The sequence below is a fragment of the Stenotrophomonas maltophilia genome, from assembly GCF_001676385.1.
In the GTDB taxonomy this organism is placed as follows: domain Bacteria; phylum Pseudomonadota; class Gammaproteobacteria; order Xanthomonadales; family Xanthomonadaceae; genus Stenotrophomonas; species Stenotrophomonas maltophilia_J.
In genome coordinates this window covers 247,570-269,562 of record NZ_LYVJ01000005.1, presented here as the reverse complement: position 1 = coordinate 269,562, position 21,993 = coordinate 247,570, and the positions used below count along the sequence as shown (strand labels likewise).

Below are 21,993 nucleotides of genomic sequence, written 5' to 3'. Positions count from 1 at the left end.
GGGCGTTCAGGTTTCACCGTGCTAGAGGAATCACGGCCGGGCAACCCCTGTCAAGCAGCCCGGCGTGATGATGGCCATTCATGAGGCCATCTTGGCGATGAAGCCGACCGCGAACACCAGCAGGGCCAGGCCTGCCAGCGCCAGTACGCCGGTCAGGACCAGGACCAGTACGGTGACCGTACCCAGCTCGCGGCGCTGCAGGTGCGGCTGGTCGGTGTAGGCCCAGCGGTCGACCACCACGGTGTCGCAGATCATGTCGTGCAGGCCCTGCTTGCGCTCGGTGAAGGCCGCCATCAGGAAGCCGATGCCGAGGGTGAAACTGCTCAGCAGCATGGCCCAATAACGACCGAAGGCGCGGGCCTTGGTCAGACGCTCGCCGTTGCCGCGTACGACCTTGATCCCGACCGCCATCTTGCCGAGCGTGGCACCACCCTGCGAGGCATGGAACCAGGTGTAGTAGGCCACGCCGATGCCGAGGTTGATCAAGGCACTGGCCAGCTGGGCGACGATCTCGATGGCGGTTTCGCCGCTGCCCACCGCGCCCATGCTGGCGCCGAGTACCACGCCCACGATGGCACCGATGATGCCGCCGGGCACGGCCAGCACGAAGTAGTCGACCATGTAGGCTGCCACGCGCTTCCAGAAGCCGGCATAGACCACTTCGCCACCCTGCACGGGTTGCCCATGCCCAGCGCTGCCGGCAGTGGCCGGTGCACTGTAGGGCGAACTGCTGAGGGCACCGGTACCAGGCAATGGCGCCGTACCGTTGTCGATGGCGGCATAGTCACCGCGCAGGTCGAATCCACCGCTGCTGGCGGCGGTGTTCGCATCGGCCAGCGTCTGTAGTCCGAGCTCGTCGACCACCTGGCGCAGCGCGGCCCACTGCGCCATGCCCTCGCGCCAGACAAGGGTGTCCAGGTCCAGTTGGCCGCGCTGGAAGCGCAGGCGGATCTCCTGGGCCGGCAAGGGGCCCTGGCGCTGCTGTCCTTCGGCGTAATACCACTCAGTCATTGCATGTTCCCTGTTGAATCATCCTTGGAGGTACCGGTGTGCCGGCGGCTCAGCCGCGGCACGACGGTGGCAGGTATTTGTCGTCGCTTTCGCCACTGCATTCCCAGCGGCCGCTGTCGCGGTCGTATTCCAGCCACAGCAGGTCGCCATCGAGGCGCTTGCCCGGGGCGGCCAGGGTGGCTTCGATGCCGCAGTGGCCATTGTTGAAGCGGCCGATGTTCACCGCCGACAAGCCGGCCTGGGTGAAATCGCCCGGCGCCGGGAAACCCGCATCGTTGGCGCCGGGGCAGCGGCCCTGCTCATCGGCGAAGTGCTGCACCTGGCCCTTCAGCGGTTGCAGTGTGCTGATCGCATTGGCGACCCGGGCGCGCACGGTGTAGTCGTTGTAGGCCGGCAGGGCGATGGCTGCTAGGATCGCCAGGACGGGTACCAGCACCAGCAGCAGGCCGCCACCGATGATGGCCGCCAGCGCACCGCCGGACAGCTTCTTCTTCGATGGCGGCAGCGCCGCTGCGGGGGCGCTGGAGGCGTAGGGCGTGGAAGGCAGCACCGGCGGCTGCGGTGGCGGAGGGGGCATCGGTTCCGGCTGTGGTTCCAGCGACGGCGGGGCGGCGTCCAGGGCCGGCACGATCAGGCCGAGCTCGTCGACCACGGTGCGCAACGGCTGCCATTGCGGCAGCCCGTCGCGCCAGACCAGGGTGTCCAGGGTGATCTGGTTGCTGCGGAACAATTCGACCAGTTGCTCCGTCGGCAGCGGGCCCTGCTGCCGGTTGCCTTCTGCATGGAACCACTCACTCACGGGGACGCTCCTGAATGCGCTATGCCCCCAAGTGTAAGGTCAGTGCAGGGGTTCTGGCTCGTCCATGAACATCTGTGTTTCCATCCACGCGTAGGCCGCTTCGGAGCCTGGCTGGTTGAACAGGACCATCAGCACGACCCATTTCAGGTCGTCCAGGTCCAGTTCGTCCTGGTCCAGGGCCATCGCGCGGTCCAGGACCAGCTCACGCTGGTCGGCGTCGAGGATGCCGTGCTGTTCCAGGTAGAGCAGGAACCCGCGGCATTCCACATCCAGCTTGTCCAGCTCGGGGCCGTGGTAGACGCGCACCGGCCCGTCGACCCGCGCCTGGGCCATGCTCGGCCGCTGCGCAGCCAGGGCATCGAGCCAGTCGAACGCCTTGTTGATCTCGGTAGGGCTGAAGCCGGCCTGGATCAGGCCGTTCTGAAGCGAATCGCGGTCACGGATCAGGTCCGCATCTTCGCTGAAATAGTGTTCAAAAAGGTACAGCAGTACATCCAGGATGCTCTCTTTCATTGCCCCTCGGCCTGCGTCGCGCGACGCTGTGGAGGTGAAGAAACTAGGGAGTTCGACAGTAGCGGCCGTGTACGCACACCACGATTCCCGCCAGTTCCATGGCCAGCAGCATGGAGGACACCTGGGGCGCCGTCAATCCACAGCGCGCAATCAGCCAATCCATACCGCTTGGGTCGTGGTCCAGGGCCTGCCACAAGCACTGGTAGTCAGGGTCGTCGGCCCAACGTGCCGGCAGGTGGGCCGGCGATGCCTGTTCAGTGGGGGTGGACAGCCGTGATTGCAAGCCCGGCAACTGCCGCCGCAGGGCGGGGGCCAGCAGCTCCAGTACTTCTTCGGGGCGCTCGACCAGTGCAGCGCCTTCACGGATCAGCCGGTGGCAGCCGGCTGCACGCGGGTTCAGCACCGAACCAGGGAGGGCGCAGACCTCGCGTCCGGCCTCGGCAGCCAGGCGGGCGGTGATCAGCGCCCCGGAGCGCTGGGCCGCTTCGACCACCACCGTGGCCAGCGCAAGCCCGGCCACCAGCCGGTTGCGCGCAGGGAAGTGACCGGGGCGGGCCGGCGTGCCCGGCAGGTACTCGCTGAGCACCACGCCCTCAGCGGCGATCCGCGCCTGCAGGCGGGCGTGGCTGTCCGGGTAGGCCCGGTCCGGGCCGGTACCGATCACTGCGATGGTGCACCCACCCGCGTCCAGGGTGGCCAGGTGCGCGGCGGCGTCGATGCCGGCCGCCAGGCCGCTGGTCACCGCCAGCCCGGCCTCGACGAAACAGCCGGCAAAGCGGGCGGCCAGCGCCCGCCCACCCGGGGTGGGGGAGCGGCTGCCGACCAGCGCCACCGATGGGCGCCAGGCCAGGCTGGGGTCTCCGGCCACGAACAGGCCCAGCGGCGGATTGGGGACCTCCAGCAATGGGGGCGGAAAGGCCGGATCGGTGCAGGACAGCACGTGGTGGTTGTCCTGTTCCAGCCAGCGCCGGGCAGCCGCCCAGGCGCGGTGATCGGGACGTTCCAGTGCGGTGCACTGCTCCGCCGTGCAGCCGTGCGCGCGCCAGGTCGCGGGGCCCTGCGCGAGGGCTGCCTCGGTGCCACCCGCGGCCTGCAGCAGGGCCCGTCGTGGCGCCAGTGCGCCTCCCGCCATCAACAGGCGCAGCAGCGCCTCATGTGCACGCGTGATCATTCCCCACTATCGGCCGCACACAACAAAGGCGCCCTAGGGCGCCTTTGCGTGTGGTTGTCAGGTCATCCCGCAGACGTCTGTCGGCGAGAACCCGGTGCTGCCTGCGGTGCCGGCTGGGCGGGCCGTTACCTGGCGTCCGGGTGCAGTGCGTTGTACCCCACGCGTACCGGCTTCACGCCCTGCATCACCAGCGCGTAGCTGACGTTGTCGAAGGTGCGGAACACCATGGCGTGCGCGGCGTACTCGTCCGGCAGCGAGACCCGGCCGACGCCGGAGCTGAGCGAATCGTCCATGCGCGACGACGTCGGGTACTTCATGCGGTGCGCCACATGGCGACCCGGCCGCCACAGCGAGAACACGGTGCCGTTGTCCACGCCCTGGGCGCGACCGGCCGAGATCGCGATCACATCGCGCGGGCCGCCGACGGAGAACATGTCGGTCACCGCCAGCACGCGGACGTCAACGCCCTCGACGCCGGCAGCAGGCACGTGCGGTACGAACTGCAGGTCGTACGGCCTGGCCTCCACGGGCACCAGGCGATCGCCGGCACGCACCTCGCGGCCGCTTTCGTTCTTGTCGAGCACCAGGGTGGACACCTCGACCTTGTCGCCGGCGACCCGGGTGATGGTGCCCGTGGCGACCTGGGCCAGCTCGTAGCCAAGTACGCCGCGGCGCTGGTTGGGCGCGTTGTAGGCCTTCCACAGGTTGCCGCTGCCCGGCGTCACCTCGCCATTGGCGTTCAGGTCTTCGCTGGGCTTGGGCTGGGCGTAGCGGACGGTCGGGCGGACCACGGCCCAGCGCTGGCCCAGCTGCGCGTCCGCCAGGCGCACATAGACGGCCTGGCCGCTGCTGGCCCGCAGCCGTTCCTCCTCGAGGCCGGCCACGTACGGCAGCTGTTCAATGCTGTCGACCACGCTCAGCTGCTTCAGGAAGGGCTCGACCTGGGCCAGTGGAATGGCGTCGATCGGGGCCTCCTGCCGCGGGCCGGGCTGCTGGGCCACGGTCACCCGGTCCAGATAGGCCAGGCTCAGCACGTCACCTGGATAGATCAGGTGCGGGTTGGCGATCTGCGGATTGGCCTGCCAGATCTCCGGCCACAGCCACGGCTTCTGCAGGAATCGCGCGGCGATATCCCACAACGTATCCCCTTTTCGGACCACATAGGTGTCCGGGTGCCCGCCATTCACTTCCACGGCGGTAGCATAGGCAGCCACGGTCAGCATCGCCGCGGCGACGACCGTACGAAAACGAAGCAACATAGGTGTGAAGCCCTGATTCCCCAACAGGTTCGCGCACTATAGTCCAGAAACCGGGGCGCAAGGCAAGCGTTGGAGCTAGAATCTGCGACGTATGCCGGCGTGCCGGCCCAATCCGGAAACAGCCATGGCCCTTCTCCCCATTCTCGAGTTCCCCGATCCGCGCCTGCGTACCAAGGCCGCGTTGATCGACGCCGCCGAAGTCACCACGCCGGCCTTCCAGGAACTGATCGACAACATGTTCCAGACCATGTACGACGCCCCGGGCATCGGCCTGGCCGCCACCCAGGTGGACGTGCACAAGCGCTTCATGGTCATCGACGTCAGCGAGGAAAAGAATGAACCGCATGTGTTCATCAACCCGGAAATCGTCGCCAAGGACGGGGGCCGGGTCTATCAGGAGGGCTGCCTGTCGGTCCCGGGCATCTTCGCCGACGTGACCCGCGCTGACACCATCACCGTGAAGTACCTGGACCGCAACGGCCAGGAACAGCAGTTGGAGGCCGGCGACGTCCTGGCCACCTGCATCCAGCACGAGATGGACCACCTGGACGGCAAGCTGTTCATCGACTATCTGTCGCCGCTCAAGCGCGAGATGGTCCGCAAGAAGCTGGCCAAGCAGCGCAAGCACGTGGCGTGATCGCCCATCCGGGCCGCCCTTCGGGTGGCCCGTGCCTGCGCGGCACGCGCGGGCTGTACGGCGCCGGCCGACGGCGCCGTTTTCTTTCCTGCACGAATCCATCCTGCAAGTGGGGTAGCCATGAGGATTGTCTTTGCCGGTACGCCGGAATTCGCGGTGTCGTCGCTGCGCGCCGCCGCGCGCCACCACGAGGTCGTGGCCGTCTATACCCAGCCCGACCGCCCGGCCGGCCGTGGCCGCGGCCTGGCGCCCTCGCCGGTCAAGCTTGAAGCCGTGGCCCGTGGCATTCCGGTCTTCCAGCCCGAATCGCTGAAGGACGAGGCCGCCCAGCAGCAACTGCGCGACCTGCAGCCGGACCTGATGGTGGTGGTTGCCTATGGCCTGATCCTGCCCAAGGCGGTGCTGGCCATCCCGGCCCACGGCTGCTGGAACGTGCATGCTTCGCTGCTGCCGCGCTGGCGCGGCGCTGCGCCGATCCAGCGCGCGATCCAGGCCGGCGACGAGACGACCGGGGTCTGCCTGATGCAGATGGAAGCGGGGCTGGACACCGGCCCGGTGCTGCTGCACCAGGCGTTGCCGATCGCGGCCACCGATACCGGCGGCCAGCTGCATGACAAGCTGGCTGAACTGGGTGCGCAGGTGCTGTCCGACGGGCTGGGCCTGTTGCGCGCCGGCATCAAGCCGATCGCGCGACCGCAGCCGGAGCAGGGTGTGACATACGCGCACAAGCTGGACAAGGCCGAGGCGAAGCTGGACTGGGCGCAGGACGCTGCGACGCTGGCGCGTACCGTGCGTGCGTTCAATCCGTGGCCGATCGCCGAGGCCACGCTGGCCGGCGAGCGCGTGCGCATCCATGGCGCGGTGGCCCTGGACACGGCCCATGGCCAGGCGCCGGGCACAGTGCTGGCGGCCAGCCGCGACGGCATCGACATCGCCTGTGGCCAGGGCGTGCTGCGCCTGCGCACGCTGCAGCGCGAAGGCGGCAAGGCGATCACTGCCGCCGACTACCTCAATGCCCGCCGCGACCTGCACGTGGGAGCATAAGCGGTGTCCAGGCAGAACGATTTCTCCGTTGCCAAGGCGGCCCCGGGTGCGGCCACCCGCATGCTGGCTGCCCGGGTGCTGGCGCAGGTATTCACCCGTGGCCGTTCGCTGAAGGCCGAGTTGGCCTGGGCGTTGCCGAAACTGGCTGACAGCCGCGACCGCGCCCTGCTGGAAGCCCTGTGTTTCGCGGTACTGCGCCGTCGCAGCACTTACGACGCGGCGCTGCAGGCGTGGATGCAGAAGCCATTGTCGGCACGCGATGCCGACCTGCGCACCCTGCTGATGGTGGGCTTTGCCCAGTTGGACGTGCTGGAACTGCCGGCGCATGCCGCCCTGTCGGCCACGGTGGACGCCGCACGTGCGCTCGGGCGCGAGCGGCAGGCTGGCCTGGTCAATGCGATCCTGCGCCGTGCGCAGCGCGAAGGTTTCCCGGAACAACCCGCGCGTGACGCCTTCCCGGCATGGCTGGCCGACGCCATCGAGCGCGACTGGCCGGCGCAGGCCGAGGCGATCTTCGCCGCCAGCCTGCAGCCGGCGCCGTTGTGGCTGCGTGCCAACCGCCAGCAGGGTGGTCGTGACAGCGCACTGGCCGCGCTCGTCGAAGCGGGCATCGCCGCCGAGGCAAGCGCACTCAGCCCCGATGCACTGCGCCTGGCGGCACCCATCGCGGTGAACCAGCTGCCGGGCTTCGCCGACGGCGCTCTGTCGGTGCAGGACCTGTCGGCGCAATGTGCGGCCGATGCGCTGGCGCCGGCGCCCGGCGCCAGTGTGCTGGACGCCTGCGCGGCACCGGGGGGCAAGTCGGCGCACCTGCTTGAACGCGATCCGAGCCTGCGCCTGCTGGCGCTGGACATCGACGCGCGTCGACTGGCGCGTGCGCGTGACACCTATGCGCGTACCGGCGTCGGTGCCAATGCGCAGACGCAGGTGGCTGATGCCAGCGATCCCGGCGCCTGGTGGGATGGCGTGCCGTTCGACGCCATCCTGCTGGATGCGCCGTGTTCGGCGACCGGCGTGATCCGTCGCCAGCCGGATGTGATGTTCCATCGCCGCGCCGAGGACATCGACGCGCTGGTCGGCGTGCAGGCGCGCCTGCTGGAGGCGTGCTGGTCGATGCTGCGACCGGGGGGCGTGCTGCTGTACGCCACCTGTTCGATCCTGCGTGCCGAGAACATCGACCAGGTGCGCGCATTCCTGAAGTGGCATCCGGACGCCGTGGCGCAGCCGCTGGGCGACGCATTCGGCAGGGATTGCGAGGGTATCGCGCGCCAGCGGTTGCCGGGCGACAACGACGCTGACGGTTTCTTCTACGCGCGTCTGCTAAAAACAGCCTGACCCCGGCTGCCGTTTCGAGACCCATGCTGAAAACCCACGCGTCGCGCCAGACGTGGTTGTTGGTGGTGATGGCCCTGCTGGTGCTGGGCGCCGGCCTCGGGCTCCGTGATCCGTGGCCTTCGGATGAGCCGCGTTTCGCGCTGGTGGCCAGGCAGATGGTCGACAGCGGGCACTGGTTGTTCCCGCATCGTGGTACCGAACTATACTCGGACAAGCCGCCGATGCTGATGTGGTGGCAGGCCGCGATGTATGGCGTGTCGGGCCACTGGCGAGTGGCATTCCTGCTGCCTTCGCTGCTGGCGGCGCTGGGAACGCTCTGGTGCGTGGTCGATCTCGGTCGCCGCCTGTGGACGCGGCAGGTGGGGCTGCATGCGGGATGGGCACTGCTTTTCGCGCTGCAGTTCACGTTCCAGGCAAAGAAGGCGCAGATCGATCCTCTGGTGGTGCTGTTCATCACCCTGGCCAACTACGGCCTGTTGCGCCACCTGCTGCTGGGACCCGCGTGGCGCTGGTGGTGGATGGGCTGGTTCTTCGCCGGCATGGGGGTGATCACCAAGGGCGTGGGCGTGCTGGCGCTGCTGATGATCGTGCCCGCCGCGGTCGCTTCGGCGCTGCACTGGCCGCGGGTATGCCTGCATGTGCGCGAACCGCGCTTCTGGCTCGCGCCGCTGGCGTTCCTGCTGGCCTTGTCGCTGTGGCTGGCGCCCATGCTGCTGGCCGGCCTGGCCAGCGGGTCCGAGCACCATCGCGCCTATGTGGACGACATCCTGTTCCGGCAGACCGCCGGTCGCTATGTCCGGTCCTGGGACCATCACCAGCCAGGGTGGTACTTCCTCGGAATCATGCCGTCCATGTGGATTCCTGCCTTCCTGCTGTTGCCTTGGGCGGTTCCCGCTTGGTGCCGCCGCCTGCGCCGCCGTGACCCGCGCTATCTGCTGCCGTTGGCGTGGTGGGTGCTGGTCGTGCTGTTCTTCTCGATTCCCCACGGCAAGCGTGATGTCTACATCCTTCCCGCGTTGCCGATGTTCTGCCTGGCGTTGGCGCCGTTGCTGCCCGGGTTGCTGAAGCGGCGTGATGTGCAGGCCCTGCTGGGGCTTTTCACTGCCTTGCTGGCAACAGGGTTGGCCCTGGTGGGCGCGCTGGCCCTGCTGGGCGGGTCGGGGCCCGGCATGCGGCTGGCTGAAGGGCGTGGCCTGGCGCCCGGCGCGATCGACACGCTGGCCTGGGCTGCACTGGCAATGGCCGCCTGGGGCGGGCTGAGCCTGCTCGTGTCGGGTCGCCGTCGTCATCTTGCCCTGGTGTCGACGCTCGCCGTCATCTGGGTGCTGTACGGCCTGGTCGCGTATCCGTTGCTGAACGATTCCAGTTCCGCGCGCGGCTTGATGCGCGCGGTCGGCGCCCGTCTCGGCCCGGAGGCCGAACTGGGGCTGGTGGCGTGGAAGGAACAGAACCTGCTGATGGCTGACCGTCCGGCGGCCACGTTTGGTTTCCAGACGCCATGGGACGAGCAACTGGTCGCCGCTACGCACTGGCAGCGGCTCGCCCCGGCGCAGCGATGGCTGCTGGTGCGGGAAGACGCCATGCTGTCATGCGTGGACCGCAGCCGTGCCGAACTGGCGGGGGTGGCCAACCGCCGGCGCTGGTGGCTGGTCCCGGCGTCGGCGGTGGAGGTTCCCTGCGTGGTGACTGCGGAGGAGCGCGAACGTGAACGCCGTTTGCAGGAACATGACTAGCCGCTGCAGGTCCCGCTTGTCCAGACTGCCCAAGTGCGGCCAAACGCAGTAAAAGAACAGGCCGGGGCCGGCGATGTGGCCGTCCCCGCACTTCCAGCAGATTGCAGCGGTATTTCCCGACGTGCCAGCTTCACCGGACAACTTCACCGCCGCGGCCGGCAACCCGCTGGGCGCTCCCTCTGGCGGGCGCCACGGTGCCGCGCACTGGCTGGCCCAGCTGGGCTTGTTGTGCCTGCCTGCGCTGGTGCTGACCGTACCCATCAATCTTCTGCCGTACGGGTTGCTGCTGCTGGCCAGTACCCTGATGGCGCCGGAACTGCTGTGGCGCGCGCGCGCGCTGGCCGGGCAGCCGGTCAAAGTGCTGGCGTGGCTGATGCTGGCCGTGCTGGCCCTGGGCCTGCTGTCGATGCTGTTGTTCGAGCACGGCCTGCGCGATGTCGACAACCGTTCGCGCTTCGTGGTGATTCCATGGATCGCGCTCTGGGTGTGCGGGCTGCGTCCCGATCTGCGCTGGCTGTGGCGCGGCGCCCTGATCGGGCTGCTGGTCACCTTTGCGATGGCACTGTGGCAGGTGCTGGCGGGCGCGCCGCGTGCCGAGCTGTTCACCAACGCCATCGTGCTGGCCGACATCGTGATGGTTCTGATGGTGCTGCTCGTGTTCTGCCGGCCGTCGCGGCGCTGGTCGCTGGTGATTGCCGGCATGGCCGCCGGCTGCGCCACCATCGTGCTGACCGGCAGTCGTGGCGTGTTCGCCGCGCTGCTGGCGCTGCTGGTGGTGCTGGCGCTGAGCCTGCGCTGGCGCACCGGCGCGGCCCGCCTGTCGGTGCTTGCCGGCATGCTGGCGATCGGCGTGACGCTGCTGCTGTCGGTGCCCGAGTTGCGCCACCAGGTGCGCCTGAGCGAGCTGCACAGCGATGTGCAGCGCATGGAGCAGGGCGACAGTGATTCCTCTGCCGGCGCCCGTGTGGAACGCCTGCAGGTTGCGTGGGAGACCTTCCTCGACCATCCGCTGGTGGGAGTGGGCGTGGGCCATTTCGACGATGCGATGCAGCGCGTCCCGATCTGCCGTGACAACCCGGACGAGGCTCGCTGCCACCTGGGGCACGCCCACAATGATGCCGCCGAATGGGCGGCCACCCAAGGCGTGCCGGGCCTGCTGCTGTTGATGGCCGTGTACGGCATCCCGCTCTGGCTTTTCGTGCGGCTGCACCGGCGCAGCGGGCGCACGACCTTCCGCGGGCCCGCCGCCGCCGGGGTCATGATGGTGTTGACCTACATACTGTGCGGCCTGACACAGTCCATGTTTGCCCATCAGATGACTGCCAGCTTCTACGTGACCCTGGTGGGACTGTTGACCGGGCTGTCGATCGTGGAAGGCGCGCGCCATCGGATGACGGCGGGATCCTGAGGCATCAGTGTGGCAATGGCGGCACCGGCTGAGCCCGGCGATCAGGGCGTCGGCGGGTCGGCCACCGCCTGTCCGTTGCCCAGCATCCACAGCATGATGGTCTTCTGCCGCACGTAGTTGGCGCGCACGTAGGCGTAGACCAGGCCATGCCAGCCGTCGCGGAAACCACCCCGGAACAGGAAGCCGCGCCAGAACCGCCAGGCGGGCGCCAGCACCAGCTTGCCAAGAGTGGCCCGCTTGCCGCGCGCGAACTCGTGCTCGGCCATCATCCGCGCGTACTTCTCGGTCTTGGCCAGCTGCTGCTGCAACGAGCGGTACGGGTAGTGGATGAGGTCGCCGCGCAGCGTACCGACGACGCCGTCGACACTGGCTGCTTCGTGGATTTCGCGTTTGCCGCGCCAGCCGCCCCGGCGGCGGTCGAACAGGCGCATCACCCGGTCCGGATAGGCGTTGCCGTGGCGCAGGAATTTGCCGAAATACTCCGACAGGCGGGCGAAACGGTAGCCGGCATGGCCGGCGAAGCCGCCGTCGCGGGCCTGCTCGATGGACGTGCGCAGTTCCGGGCCAATGCGCTCATCGGCATCCAGGCACAGCACCCAGTCATGGGACGCCTGCTCGACGCAGAATGCCTTCTGGCTGCGGAAGCCCTCGAACGCGCGTTGCAGTACCCGCGCCCCTGCGGCCTCCGCGATGGCAGCGGTCGCGTCAGTGGAGTAGGAGTCCACGACGATGATCTCGTCGCAGAATGCCAGCGAGGCCAGGCAGTCGCCGATGCGGCCGGCTTCATTGAACGCGATAATGCACGCTGAAATGCGAGGCCGTTCGATGGGAGCGGTCGTGGAGGACATGATGGCCGGGTACCTGTTGTTTGCGACAGAGCGCTATGCGCTGCCTATTCTCGCCCCGTTGGCGCTGGCCTTGCACGCCTCCGGGCAACAGGTGGCGGCCTGGTTCGAGGGTGGCGCGGCAGGCAGCACGCTGCCGGGGGTGCCCTGCGTAGGCCTGAAGCAGGCCCTGGCCATGCGCCCGCGGGCGGTGTTCAGCGCGGCCAACTGGGTGCCGACGTTCCTTTCCGGTGCCAAAGTGCAGCTGTTCCACGGGTTCAACGTGGAGAAGCGCGACAGCGCCCGGGGCCACTTCCGGGTGCGCGGCATGTTCGACCTGTACTGCACGCAGGGGCCGGCCACCACCGCGCCTTTCCGCGAGATCGCGGCCCGGCAGGGCCACTTCGCGGTGGCCGAGACCGGATGGCCGAAGCTGGACCCGCTGTTCCGCGACGATGGCGGCGAAAGTGCCGCGCTTCGCGAACCGGCGGGTGACCGCGCCGTGATCCTGTTCGGTTCCACGTTCACCGAACGCCTCAGTGCCGCGCCGCACCTGCATGCGCAGATCGCCACCGATATCGCCGCCGGTGAGCGCTACTGGCTGCTGACCCTGCATCCGAAGTGCCCGCCGGACCTGTTCGAGCGTTACCGCGCACTGGCCGGCGCCAATGCTCGTTTCATCGAGCCGGAGCAGGTGATGGCGGCGCAGCGTGCCGCCGATGTGCTGGTGTCGGATACCTCCTCGATCGTCTCGGAGTTCATCGTCCAGCACAAGCCGGTGGTGACCTTCCGCAACCGCGTGCCGAAGCCGCACATGATCGACTTCGACGAGCCGGCCCAGTTGCCGGCGATGCTGCAGCGCGCGCTGCACCCCGACGCCGCATTGCAGGCGGAGATCGTGCGCTATGCCGATGCCATCCATCCGTACCGCGATGGCCTGTCCAGCGAGCGGGTGATCGCCGCCACCGAAGATTTCCTGTCCGGCGAGATGGGCGCGCTGCGCCGCAAACCCTTCGGCAGTTGGGTGCGCGACCTGCAGATCCGCAAAGACCTGGGGTATTGGGGCCCGTCGCAGCGGTGATGCACGTCCTGCAGAGCCGAACCCATGCTCGGCTGCGGCAAGCCGGGCATGGTTCGGTTCTACAGTAGATCCACGCCATGCGTGGATGCACGGCCCCGGCTCACCAGCGCAGCTTGCGCCGCGCCAGCGCCGCCGCCAGCTGATCCATTACCTGTTGCGCCTGTGCCTGCGGCAGGTGGTGCAGGGTCAGGGCCACGTCACCGTGTGCGCCAGCAGTATCGAGCTGCAGGCTGCTGGTGCCCAGCAGCTTGTCCAGTGGCGAACGCTGCAGGCGCAGGCCCTGCACCTTGTCCAGCTCGGCCCAGCGCCACCAGCGCTTCCACCAGCCGCCGCGCACGGCCACGAAGTGGTCATCCAGGTACCAGGCCATGCGCGCCATCTGCCGATGCGCCACCAGCAAGGCCACCGGCAGCCAGGCCAGCACGGCCAGGCCCCACGGCCCCCAGCGTACATAACCGGCCACTGCCAGCAACGGCACCAGCACCAGCGCGCCCAGGCACAGCCGCCACCACCCGCGTCGCGGGATGGCCTGCCACATTGCGGGTGGCCACTGCAGCTGCGGCAGCAGGTGCTGGATCAGCTCGTCGCAGCGCACGTGCGGGGCCAATGGCGCGAGTTCGCGCAGGGCGCGGTCCTCGCCGCGCGATGGGCCCCCCGCGGCGCTGTCAATGCGCAGTTGCCGCAGGCCGAACCAGCGCTGCAGCGTGCCTTCGCGCAGTGTCCAGGCCTGGATCCGGCGACGCGCAACACTGCTGCGGGTGCGGCTGAGCAGGCCGGCCGATACGGTCAGGCGGCGCTCCTGCTCGCTGAGGGTGAAGCCGTGATAGCGCAGCAGGGTCAGCACCACCGACAGCACGCGCAGCACCATCCAGCCCAGCAACAGCGCTGCGGCCGACAACAGCAGGGCCCCCGCCACGCCCGGGTGCAGATGGCTGGCATAGCCGAAGGCCTCGCGGCCACCGCGCTGGAGCGCCTCGTCCATCACCGGTCGCGGCACGGTCTGGAACAGCACGCCGATGGCCGCCACCACCAGTGCCCAGCCACGGTTGGAGAGCAGGCCCATGCGCACTACCTCCCAGCTCGACAGGCGCAGCAGCACGTGTTCGCCGCCGGCCTCGGCGACCCCGGCGGACGCTTCTGCCCCGGCGGCCTGGGTGGGCTGCCCGCGCTGCCGAACCAGCCGTTCCAATGCCAGTGCCTGGTCCAGCTTCAGCACCCGCATTTCCGCCTCCGGGCGCACGCCACCGGCCGATTCAAGGCGCAGTTCGGCGACGCCGAACAACCGGTGCAGGGGGTTCTGTCTCACCTCCACGTTGTGGATGCGGGCGAATGGGATCTCGCGCCGGTTGCGTGCGAGCAGCCCGCTGCGCACGGTGATTGCGTCGCCGCCGATGCGGTAGCGGTAACTGAGGTACTGCAGCACCGAAACCAGCACCAACGCGGCGATCGCCGACAGCGGAATCAGCTGCGCCCACAGCGGGTCGCCGTCGCCCCGCTGTCCGAACACCAGCAGCGCTACCAGCGGCAGGAAGTAGTGGCGCAACTGCATCAGCAGCACGAACAGCCACGACCAGGGGTGCAGGCGGTGGTCTTCGCCACCGTTGGGCAGCGAGGCGGGCAGGGGCGGCGGCAGGCTCACAGGGCGTCCGCGTCCTGGTCGAGCTGGTGCGACAGGGTATCGCGCAGGCGCTCGGCGTCCGCCTCGTCGAGGCCGCGCACGGTGACCGCGCTCATGCGGGCGCCGGCGGTATGCACGATCAGCGTGGCCAGGCCGGCGCGGCGTTCCAGCGGGCCGCGCCGCAGGTCCAGGTGCTGCACGCGTGACAGGGGGATACGCGTTTCCAGCTGCCACATCAGGTCGCGGCGCAGGCCGAGGCCCTGCGTGTCCAGCCGCCAGCGGGTGCGGACCACGCGGCGGTGGCCCAGCCATGCGCCGACCACGATGCCCACCAGCAGCCCGATCGCAGCGGTCCATAGGCCACCGGGCAGTTCCAGGAACCATGTCGCGGCCGCCAGCGGCAGGCCCGGCACCAACAGGCCGCCGCAGGCGCCTTCCAGCGCCGCCAGCGCTGCGGCACGCTGCGGCAGGGCCTGCCAGTCAGCGGTGGGCGATGCAGGAAAAGGTGCTTCGGTCACGCGGGCTCCGTCAGGTGGCAGGCAGATGGGGCGGCCGTGGCCGCACCGCGCAGACGGTAGCAGGTCGGCCGCGCTACTGGGCAGCCTGGATCAGGGCGTCGACATCCAGCAGATGGCCGGCACGATCGGCCTTGGTACGGAGGTAGTGCTCGTTCTCGGCGGTGATCTCGCCGGTGACCGGAATGCAGTCCAGCACCTCGATGCCGGCGTTGCGCAGGCGCTGCGCCTTGGTCGGGTTGTTGCTGAGCAGGGCCACGCGCGAAATGCCCAGGCCGTGCAGCATCGCCACCGCGCTGCCGTAACGCCGCTCGTCGGCACCGAAGCCCAGCTGCGCATCGGCATCGATGGTGTCCAGGCCATCGTGCTGATAGCCATAGGCACGCATCTTGGCCGCGATGCCGGTGCCGCGTCCTTCCTGGTCCAGGTACAGCAGCACGCCGCCGCCCAGTTCCTTCAGCTTGCGCAGCCCGCGCCGCAGCTGGTCGCCGCAGTCGCACTTGAGTGAACCGAACAGGTCGCCGGTCAGGCATGAGGAGTGCACGCGCACCGGCACCACGGCCGACAGGTCCGGTTCGCCGACGATGATCGCGACCTGGTCGCGCTGGGCCACGCCGCCGCGGAATACCGCGAAGGTGGTCATGCCGACGTCGCGCAACGGCACCGGCGAACGCGCCACCAGTTCGTAGTCATGGGCGGCATGGGCCGCGCCCTCGGCCAGATCGCACAGGGCCACATCGGCGGCACCGTCGAAGGTGTGGTCGCCGGCCTCCAGGCGCACCGCCACCATGGCCGGCAGCAACAGGCCCAGGCGGGCCAGTTCCACCGCGCCAGCATCGAAGGCATCGCCCGCGCTCCAACCGTCCGGCATCGGGCCCGACTCGCGCAGGTAGCCCAGCGAGGGCAGGGCATCGAAGGCGACGCCGGCCAGCGGCAGCCGTGCGCCGTCGGGAGCGTCCACGCCGAGCACGCGGGCACGGATCGCGGTCAGGAACAGGTAGTGGCGTTCGCGCGCTGCGCTGGCAAAAGCGGCGAAGCTGCTGGCCGTCGCGCTGTCCAGCGCGATCACCGCCAGGCGTTGGCCCTGGCCATCGTGAAGCAGGACCGGACGACCGGCACGCAGTTCGGCCACCGCGCGTTCACAGCGGGTCGCGGCCGGATCGCCGAACAGGGAAGAAGCAGCAGGCATGGCAGGACCGGGGGAGGCGGACATCGCAGTCTCTATGGGGGCACCGGCGTCGTATTCAACGTGCTGTGGCGAGCGGCGCAGGGGCGCCGGCCCACCTCAATGAGGATGTTCTTCGGTCGCGTACGGGTCGTCCTCGCCACTGCCCGGTGGGCGCAGCGTATAGCGCTTGTAGGTCCACTGGTACTGCGCCGGGTCGCGGCGGGCGATGCGCTCGATGCCGGCGTTGAGCGCGGTAGCCGCCACCTGCGGGTCCGGATCCGCCACCGCCGGGTCGGCCGGTTCGATGTGCAGGGCGAATTCCATGTCCGGCCCGATGCGCTCGCACCAGCCATACAGCACGGTAGCGCCGGTGCGTTCGGCCAGGCGGTTGACCAGGGTCATGGTCAGCGCCTGCACGCCGAAGAACGGCACGAACACGCCGTCGCCGGCCTTGGGCTGCTGGTCGGGCAGGATGCCGGTGGCGCCACCGTCCTTGAGCACCTTGAACAGCTGGCGCACGGCCGGACCTTCGGCACGCACCTGCTGCACGTTCTGCCCGCCCCGCACCCGTTGCAGGAAGGCATCGCTGGCCGCGTCCTCCGGTGGCTTGTACACGATGGCGATCGGCCCGCGCGAGGCCAGCCACTGGTTCAACAGTTCCCAGTTGCCGAAGTGCGGCGCGGCCACGATCACCCCCCTGCCGCTGGCCAGGGCCGCGTCGTACAGGGCTTGGCCATGCCGCTGTTTCAGGTGCAGGCGCAGGTTGTCGGCTGGCGTCCGGCTCCACAGGCGCAGGGTCTCGATGGCCTGCAGCGCGGTGGAGCGCAGCAGTTCGCGGTGCAGGCGGCTGCGCGCCGCGTCGTCCAGTTCAGGGTAGGCCAGCTCCAGGTTGCGACGGGTAACGCGGCTCTCGCGCGCATTGAGCCTGATCCAGGCCCAGGCCAGGGCATGCGCGATTCCCCGCAGCAACGGCCAGGGCAGGCGGGCGAACAGGGAGGTGGCGCGGTGGACCAGCCGGGCTTTGCGTTGCGGATTCATCGGCGCCAGTTTAGCCAACGGCGCTGCTATCGTGGCCCGCCCCGTTCATTGGAAGCTTGCAGATGCTCGTCCTGATCCAGCGTGTCAGCCAGGCGGCCGTCCACGTCGACGATGCGCCGGTGGGGCAGATCGGCCCTGGCCTGCTGGCCCTGGTCGGGATGGAGCCGGGTGACACCGAGGCCCAGCTGCAGCGGATGGCCGAGCGCCTGCTGGGCTACCGGGTGTTCGCCGACGAGGCGGGGAAGATGAACCGTTCGCTGCGCGACACCGGGGGCGGCCTGCTGCTGGTCAGCCAGTTCACCCTGGCCGCCGACACCCGTTCGGGCATGCGGCCGAGCTTCACCACGGCCGCGCCGCCGGCCGAGGCTGAACGCGGGTTCAATCGATTTGTCGAGATCTGCCGTGAAAATCACGCCCCAGGGGTGGAAACCGGCCGATTTGGTGCCCATATGGTCGTCAGCCTGGTCAACGACGGTCCCGTGACCTTCCTTCTCAGGCCCTGAGCCTGCGGGACCACCGCCCGGCAGGCGGGGCCCCGGGCTGGTATAATGCTACGTTCCCTATTTCCTACCCAGCCGGTGGCGCGAGCACTACATGGCCAACGAACGTCCTGCCCAATCCGAAATCAAGCAACTGATCAGCAAGGGCCTGGAACAGGGCTACCTGACCTACGCCGAAGTCAATGACCACCTGCCGGATGACATGGTCGATCCGGAACAGATCGAAGACATCATCGGCATGATCAACGGCATGGGCATCGACGTCCATGAAGTTGCGCCGGATGTGGAGACCCTGCTCCTCAATGACGGCAACACCGGCAACCGCGAGGTCGATGACACCGCCGCCGAAGAAGCCGCCGCCGCGCTGAGCGCGCTCGACACCGAAGGTGGCCGTACCACCGACCCGGTGCGCATGTACATGCGCGAAATGGGCACCGTCGAGCTGCTGACCCGCGAAGGCGAAATCGCCATCGCCAAGCGCATCGAGGAAGGCCTTTCGCAGGTGCAGGCCGCCCTGGGCCAGTTCCCGGTCTCGGTCGAGTCGCTGCTGAACGACTATGAAGCGCACAAGGAAGGCAAGAAGCGCTTGGCCGAAGTGATCGTCGGCTTCAACGACCTGATCGACGAGGAGCCGGCACCGCCGGCGGCCATGACCGATGACAGCACCGACTCCGACGCCGAAAGCGACGAGGACGAAGACGACGATGTCGATGGCGGCGGCGATGAGGAAGCCGCGCCGACCGGTCCGGATCCGGAGGAAGTCGCCGCGCGCATGGCGCAGCTGAGCGATGCCTTCAATGCCTTCAAGAAGGCGGCGGCCAAGGGCGACAAGAAGAACCTGCCGCGCCTGCGCGAAGAAATGTCGGCGGTGTTCGTGACCCTGAAGCTGCCGCTGCCGCTGACCGACGTGCTGACCAAGCAGCTGCGCGACACCATGGCCGACATCAAGGCCCACGAACGTCGCGTGCTGAACCTGGCCACGGTGACCGCGCGCATGCCGCGCAAGGATTTCATCCGCTCCTGGGAAGGCAACCAGACCAACCTGGAGTGGGTGGAAGACGCTCTGAAGCGGAAGCAGAAGTGGTCCTCGGCGCTGCGCGAAGTGAAGGACCAGATCATCGCCGAGCAGCAGGCGACGATCGACATCGAGAAGCTGACCCAGCTGGACCTGGAAGAGCTGAAGGAAATCAGCCGCGCCATGGCCTACGGTGAAGCCAAGGCGCGCAAGGCCAAGAAGGAAATGGTCGAGGCCAACCTGCGCCTGGTGATCTCGATCGCCAAGAAGTACACCAACCGTGGCCTGCAGTTCCTCGACCTGATCCAGGAAGGCAACATCGGCCTGATGAAGGCCGTGGACAAGTTCGAGTACCGCCGCGGCTACAAGTTCTCGACCTACGCCACCTGGTGGATCCGCCAGGCGATCACCCGCTCGATCGCCGACCAGGCGCGCACCATCCGTATCCCGGTGCACATGATCGAGACGATCAACAAGTTGAACCGCATTTCCCGCCAGATGCTCCAGCAGTACGGCCGCGAGGCCACGCCGGAGGAGCTGGCCAAGGAAATGGACATGCCGGAAGACAAGATCCGCAAGGTGATGAAGATCGCCAAGGAGCCGATCTCGATGGAAACCCCGATCGGCGACGACGAGGATTCCCATCTGGGCGACTTCATCGAGGACACCAACGTGGAGTCCCCGATCGAGAACACCACCAACATCAACCTGTCTGAAACCGTGCGCGACGTGCTGGCCGGCCTCACCCCGAGGGAAGCCAAGGTGCTGCGCATGCGCTTCGGCATCGACATGAATACCGACCACACGCTGGAAGAGGTCGGCAAGCAGTTCGACGTGACCCGCGAGCGCATCCGCCAGATCGAAGCGAAGGCCCTGCGCAAGCTGCGTCACCCGAGCCGTTCGGAGCAGCTGCGCAGCTTCCTGGATATCGACTGATATCCGGTTGCTGTTGAGTGTTGAGAAAAGCCCCGCCTGGTGCGGGGTTTTTCTTTGGTAGCTCCCGGCCATGCCGATCGGATCCTGACGATGTCGCATCTGCCATTTGATTACGTCCCGCGGCGGCCGCACGCTGACCGTGCAGATGCTCAACACATCGCGTAGGCAGGCCGATCTTCATCGGCGCTGATGCAAGCGCGCAGCAGGTCACGTACATCACATGCGGCCTGCGGCACTGATTCGTCATGCATCTGGAGTCACGCCATGAATGATGTGGAGCACGATATGCCTGAGCCCGTGCAAATCGATTTCCCGCCGCTGCTGAACTGGGATGAGGTGATGCGGGATGAGTGTGAGGATCCGTTGGGGTTTGCACGTCGGACGACGTATACGCTGCTGACGCTGTCTGAGGCTGGATTGCTTGCCGGCTTCAGCGGCGACAACCAGCAGGGACTGGAAGAGGCCAGGAGGACGGTGGCGCTGTCCCAGGCACATCTGCGGCGGCAGGTGTGGTTTGCGGAAGTGGCGGAGAAGCGGTTGGGACGTATTGCTGAGGCTCTTGCTGCTGCCGGGTAGCCGATCGGGCGCGGTCTCCACTACACTGTGGCGCTGCGCCGGGCCTATAGCTCAACGGTTAGAGCAGGGGACTCATAATCCCTTGGTTCCAGGTTCGAATCCTGGTGGGCCCACCATAGCAATAACGGGGCATATTTCTCTCCCCGAGTTTCAGCGAGAAAACGCCTTATTTCCGAGGGTTTTTGACAAGCCCTTGGACTCAGAGAGAGGCCGAAACCGGCCGGTTGGCGAAACTTTCGCCAAGGTCGCCTCTCTCTTCTCAGTACCTCTGGACCCGAAACCAAAGGGCTCATTTTTTGCCCCTTTTGAATCAATCGGTTAGCCGTGGACTTTTAGAGCATTTTCCTGCAATAAAGCCTACCGAGGGACCTAAGAAAAGGTCTACAAAACCAAGGGCAGCAAGACCTAGGCCCCTGGCGGTGGATTCTTGACGCAGGTCGGGCTCATCCGCCAGGGCGCGGGTAGACTACGGTCGAGGCTCTCCGAATAGGGACATTCCGATGGCGACAAATTCGGGGCGGGTAGACACCCGCGATGTGGCTGCACTGCTGGCGGCCACCGATGAACAAGGCCGCGTCGATCAGCTCGCATACGAAGCCGAGCGCCTGATACTTCACAACCGCCGCGTGGGCGGGGTCGACGCCGCGGGCTTGGTCAACGACCTACAGCGCTCCCCCGGTTTCCGGCAATTCGAGCGCGACAGCTTCCTCAAAGCGCTCGACCGTCGCCTGGAGACCCCGGCGGAACGGCAGCGGTTCGCCGACGCGCTCGATGCGGCCAACATCACCGACACCTGGGCCGAGCGGAAGCTTGAGCAAGTGCAGGAGGCGGGTGTTGCCCTTCGCGACGAGGCGGCCCGACGATGGAAAGAAGCCGACCAGGCGTGGGAGGACGTGCGCGGAGCTCCAGCTGGTTCCGTGCCACGAACCCAGTCCACGGTACGGACGAACACCTCGCAAGGAGAAAGTGATATGCAACGAACTTTGGTTTTCCTGGCGCTGTTGAGCGGCGCCGCCGTCTCGCTCCCGGCCGCCGTCTCGGCCGCGCCGGCTAACGAACTTGCGCAAGCGCAGTCGCACCAGCAAAAACGCATACAAGCCCTGTCCCGGCGCGATCGCCAAGGCGCGTACGAGGCCTTGGTCGCGACGGGCGACGCGCGACCGCCGGCGCCATTGCGCGACGCCACCGGCCACGTCATCGGCTTGAGCGTCGAGCAGCGGCAGGCCGCGACGCGCGAGGCCGCGATCGATCTGGCGGCGCTGGGCTTCACGGCCGCCGATGTATCGGCCTATCGCAAACGCGATGTGGACCTGTTCGAGCTCGTGCGCAAATTTTTCTCGGGCACGGCCTCGCCCGGCGAGCAAATGGCGATGGCCGACACGGTCGTGATCGCCACCGCCGGGCCGGCCGTGCAAGGGCGAACCCGTTTGGACGGTTTCCTGTCGGCGATTCCGCTGACCGTCGTCGAGTCGTTGAAGGGTTCGCGCGCGCCGGGAGACACGGTGTACCTCGCGCGCAAATCCGGGCTCATGCCGGACGGCCTGCTGATGGAGGTGTCGTCCGAAGTCGCTCTCGTTCCCGGCAAGCGTTACCTGCTCGCGCTGTCGAAGAATCTGTACGAGCAGTGGACGGCCGAGGCGCGCAAGCAACCGGAGGCGGCGTTCAGCGCGCTGCCGTTTCTGATCTATGAAGTGTCCGACGGCGGCGCCCTGCTCGCCGGCCCGCAAGCGGCGCGTTCGGGCGCGAACCCGAAGGACATCAAGACGGCCGAGCGGCAGCTCCGCACGTTCTCCCTGGACCAGCACTGAGGCA

General features: G+C 67.9%; 20 protein-coding genes and 1 tRNA gene. 11 read left to right on the top strand and 10 right to left on the bottom strand.

Annotated elements, in window-relative coordinates:
* Positions 1–78: 78 nt before the first annotated feature.
* The 5 genes from A9K58_RS08560 to A9K58_RS08540 form a co-directional block, all read right to left on the bottom strand.
* A complete protein-coding gene (locus tag A9K58_RS08560) occupies positions 79–1,011 on the bottom strand; it encodes an RDD family protein (RefSeq protein ID WP_065198966.1) in 933 nt (310 codons plus the stop codon).
* 49 nt (positions 1,012–1,060) lie between these two features.
* Positions 1,061–1,810 carry a pilin gene (locus tag A9K58_RS08555; protein ID WP_065198965.1) on the bottom strand — a complete coding sequence of 250 codons (750 nt, stop codon included), beginning with the start codon at positions 1,808–1,810 and terminating at the stop codon, positions 1,061–1,063.
* A 39-nt stretch (positions 1,811–1,849) separates the two neighbouring features.
* Complete coding sequence (locus tag A9K58_RS08550; protein ID WP_057497164.1) at positions 1,850–2,323, bottom strand: DUF494 family protein; 474 nt, start codon at positions 2,321–2,323, stop codon at positions 1,850–1,852.
* 43 nt (positions 2,324–2,366) lie between these two features.
* Positions 2,367–3,494 (bottom strand): DNA-processing protein DprA, encoded by a 1,128-nt coding sequence (dprA, locus tag A9K58_RS08545; RefSeq protein ID WP_065198964.1) that lies wholly within the window; start codon positions 3,492–3,494, stop codon positions 2,367–2,369.
* Between the two features lie 125 nt (positions 3,495–3,619).
* Positions 3,620–4,753 carry a LysM peptidoglycan-binding domain-containing protein gene (locus A9K58_RS08540; RefSeq protein WP_065198963.1) on the bottom strand — a complete coding sequence of 378 codons (1,134 nt, stop codon included), beginning with the start codon at positions 4,751–4,753 and terminating at the stop codon, positions 3,620–3,622.
* Between the two features lie 124 nt (positions 4,754–4,877).
* Between A9K58_RS08540 and def the strand changes: the two genes are divergently transcribed.
* The 5 genes from def to A9K58_RS08515 all read left to right on the top strand — a co-directional run bounded on the left by def (position 4,878) and on the right by A9K58_RS08515 (position 10,910).
* Entirely contained in the window at positions 4,878–5,390 is a 513-nt protein-coding gene (gene def / locus A9K58_RS08535) for a peptide deformylase (RefSeq protein ID WP_065198962.1), read from the top strand.
* Between the two features lie 120 nt (positions 5,391–5,510).
* Positions 5,511–6,434 carry a methionyl-tRNA formyltransferase gene (gene fmt / locus A9K58_RS08530; protein ID WP_065198961.1) on the top strand — a complete coding sequence of 308 codons (924 nt, stop codon included), beginning with the start codon at positions 5,511–5,513 and terminating at the stop codon, positions 6,432–6,434.
* A 3-nt stretch (positions 6,435–6,437) separates the two neighbouring features.
* On the top strand, positions 6,438–7,769 hold the full coding sequence (rsmB, locus tag A9K58_RS08525; RefSeq protein ID WP_065198960.1) for a 16S rRNA (cytosine(967)-C(5))-methyltransferase RsmB: 1,332 nt from the start codon (positions 6,438–6,440) through the stop codon (positions 7,767–7,769).
* Positions 7,770–7,792: 23 nt separating this feature from the next.
* Positions 7,793–9,502, top strand: coding sequence for an ArnT family glycosyltransferase (locus A9K58_RS08520; RefSeq protein ID WP_065198959.1), 1,710 nt, complete (start codon positions 7,793–7,795; stop codon positions 9,500–9,502).
* A gap of 73 nt (positions 9,503–9,575) precedes the next feature.
* Positions 9,576–10,910, top strand: a complete 1,335-nt coding sequence (locus tag A9K58_RS08515) for an O-antigen ligase family protein (protein ID WP_231109272.1) — start codon at positions 9,576–9,578, stop codon at positions 10,908–10,910.
* Between the two features lie 41 nt (positions 10,911–10,951).
* Here A9K58_RS08515 and A9K58_RS08510 read toward each other — a convergent pair whose 3' ends face one another.
* Entirely contained in the window at positions 10,952–11,758 is an 807-nt protein-coding gene (locus A9K58_RS08510) for a glycosyltransferase family 2 protein (RefSeq protein ID WP_065198958.1), read from the bottom strand.
* Here A9K58_RS08510 and A9K58_RS08505 point away from each other — a divergent pair.
* Positions 11,757–12,815 (top strand): CDP-glycerol glycerophosphotransferase family protein, encoded by a 1,059-nt coding sequence (locus A9K58_RS08505; RefSeq protein ID WP_065198957.1) that lies wholly within the window; start codon positions 11,757–11,759, stop codon positions 12,813–12,815. The two genes, A9K58_RS08510 and A9K58_RS08505, sit on opposite strands and share 2 nt — an antisense overlap.
* A 100-nt stretch (positions 12,816–12,915) precedes the next feature.
* Here the strand turns inward: A9K58_RS08505 and A9K58_RS08500 are convergent, their stop codons facing one another.
* The 4 genes from A9K58_RS08500 to A9K58_RS08485 all read right to left on the bottom strand — a co-directional run bounded on the left by A9K58_RS08500 (position 12,916) and on the right by A9K58_RS08485 (position 17,154).
* Complete coding sequence (locus A9K58_RS08500; protein ID WP_065198956.1) at positions 12,916–14,454, bottom strand: PH domain-containing protein; 1,539 nt, start codon at positions 14,452–14,454, stop codon at positions 12,916–12,918.
* A complete protein-coding gene (locus A9K58_RS08495) occupies positions 14,451–14,951 on the bottom strand; it encodes a PH domain-containing protein (RefSeq protein WP_065198955.1) in 501 nt (166 codons plus the stop codon). Before A9K58_RS08495 ends, A9K58_RS08500 begins: the two co-directional genes overlap by 4 nt.
* 73 nt (positions 14,952–15,024) lie before the next feature.
* Complete coding sequence (gene ribA, locus A9K58_RS08490; protein WP_065198954.1) at positions 15,025–16,161, bottom strand: GTP cyclohydrolase II RibA; 1,137 nt, start codon at positions 16,159–16,161, stop codon at positions 15,025–15,027.
* 72 nt (positions 16,162–16,233) lie between these two features.
* Positions 16,234–17,154, bottom strand: coding sequence for a lauroyl acyltransferase (locus A9K58_RS08485; RefSeq protein ID WP_065198953.1), 921 nt, complete (start codon positions 17,152–17,154; stop codon positions 16,234–16,236).
* 62 nt (positions 17,155–17,216) lie between these two features.
* On the opposite strand from A9K58_RS08485, the gene dtd reads away from it, so the two are divergent.
* The 5 genes from dtd to A9K58_RS08460 all read left to right on the top strand — a co-directional run bounded on the left by dtd (position 17,217) and on the right by A9K58_RS08460 (position 21,989).
* The gene (dtd, locus tag A9K58_RS08480) at positions 17,217–17,657 is read left to right on the top strand and encodes a D-aminoacyl-tRNA deacylase (protein WP_065198952.1); all 441 of its coding nucleotides are present in this window, start codon (positions 17,217–17,219) and stop codon (positions 17,655–17,657) included.
* Positions 17,658–17,748: 91 nt separating this feature from the next.
* Positions 17,749–19,605: an RNA polymerase sigma factor RpoD gene (gene rpoD / locus A9K58_RS08475; protein ID WP_065198951.1), complete on the top strand. Its 1,857-nt coding sequence runs from the start codon at positions 17,749–17,751 to the stop codon at positions 19,603–19,605.
* Positions 19,606–19,869: 264 nt separating this feature from the next.
* A complete protein-coding gene (locus A9K58_RS08470; protein ID WP_065198950.1) occupies positions 19,870–20,181 on the top strand; it encodes a hypothetical protein in 312 nt (103 codons plus the stop codon).
* Positions 20,182–20,221: 40 nt separating this feature from the next.
* Positions 20,222–20,297: transfer RNA gene (locus tag A9K58_RS08465), tRNA-Ile, on the top strand.
* Between the two features lie 420 nt (positions 20,298–20,717).
* On the top strand, positions 20,718–21,989 hold the full coding sequence (locus A9K58_RS08460; protein WP_196769176.1) for a hypothetical protein: 1,272 nt from the start codon (positions 20,718–20,720) through the stop codon (positions 21,987–21,989).
* The last annotated feature ends 4 nt before the right edge of the window (positions 21,990–21,993 follow it).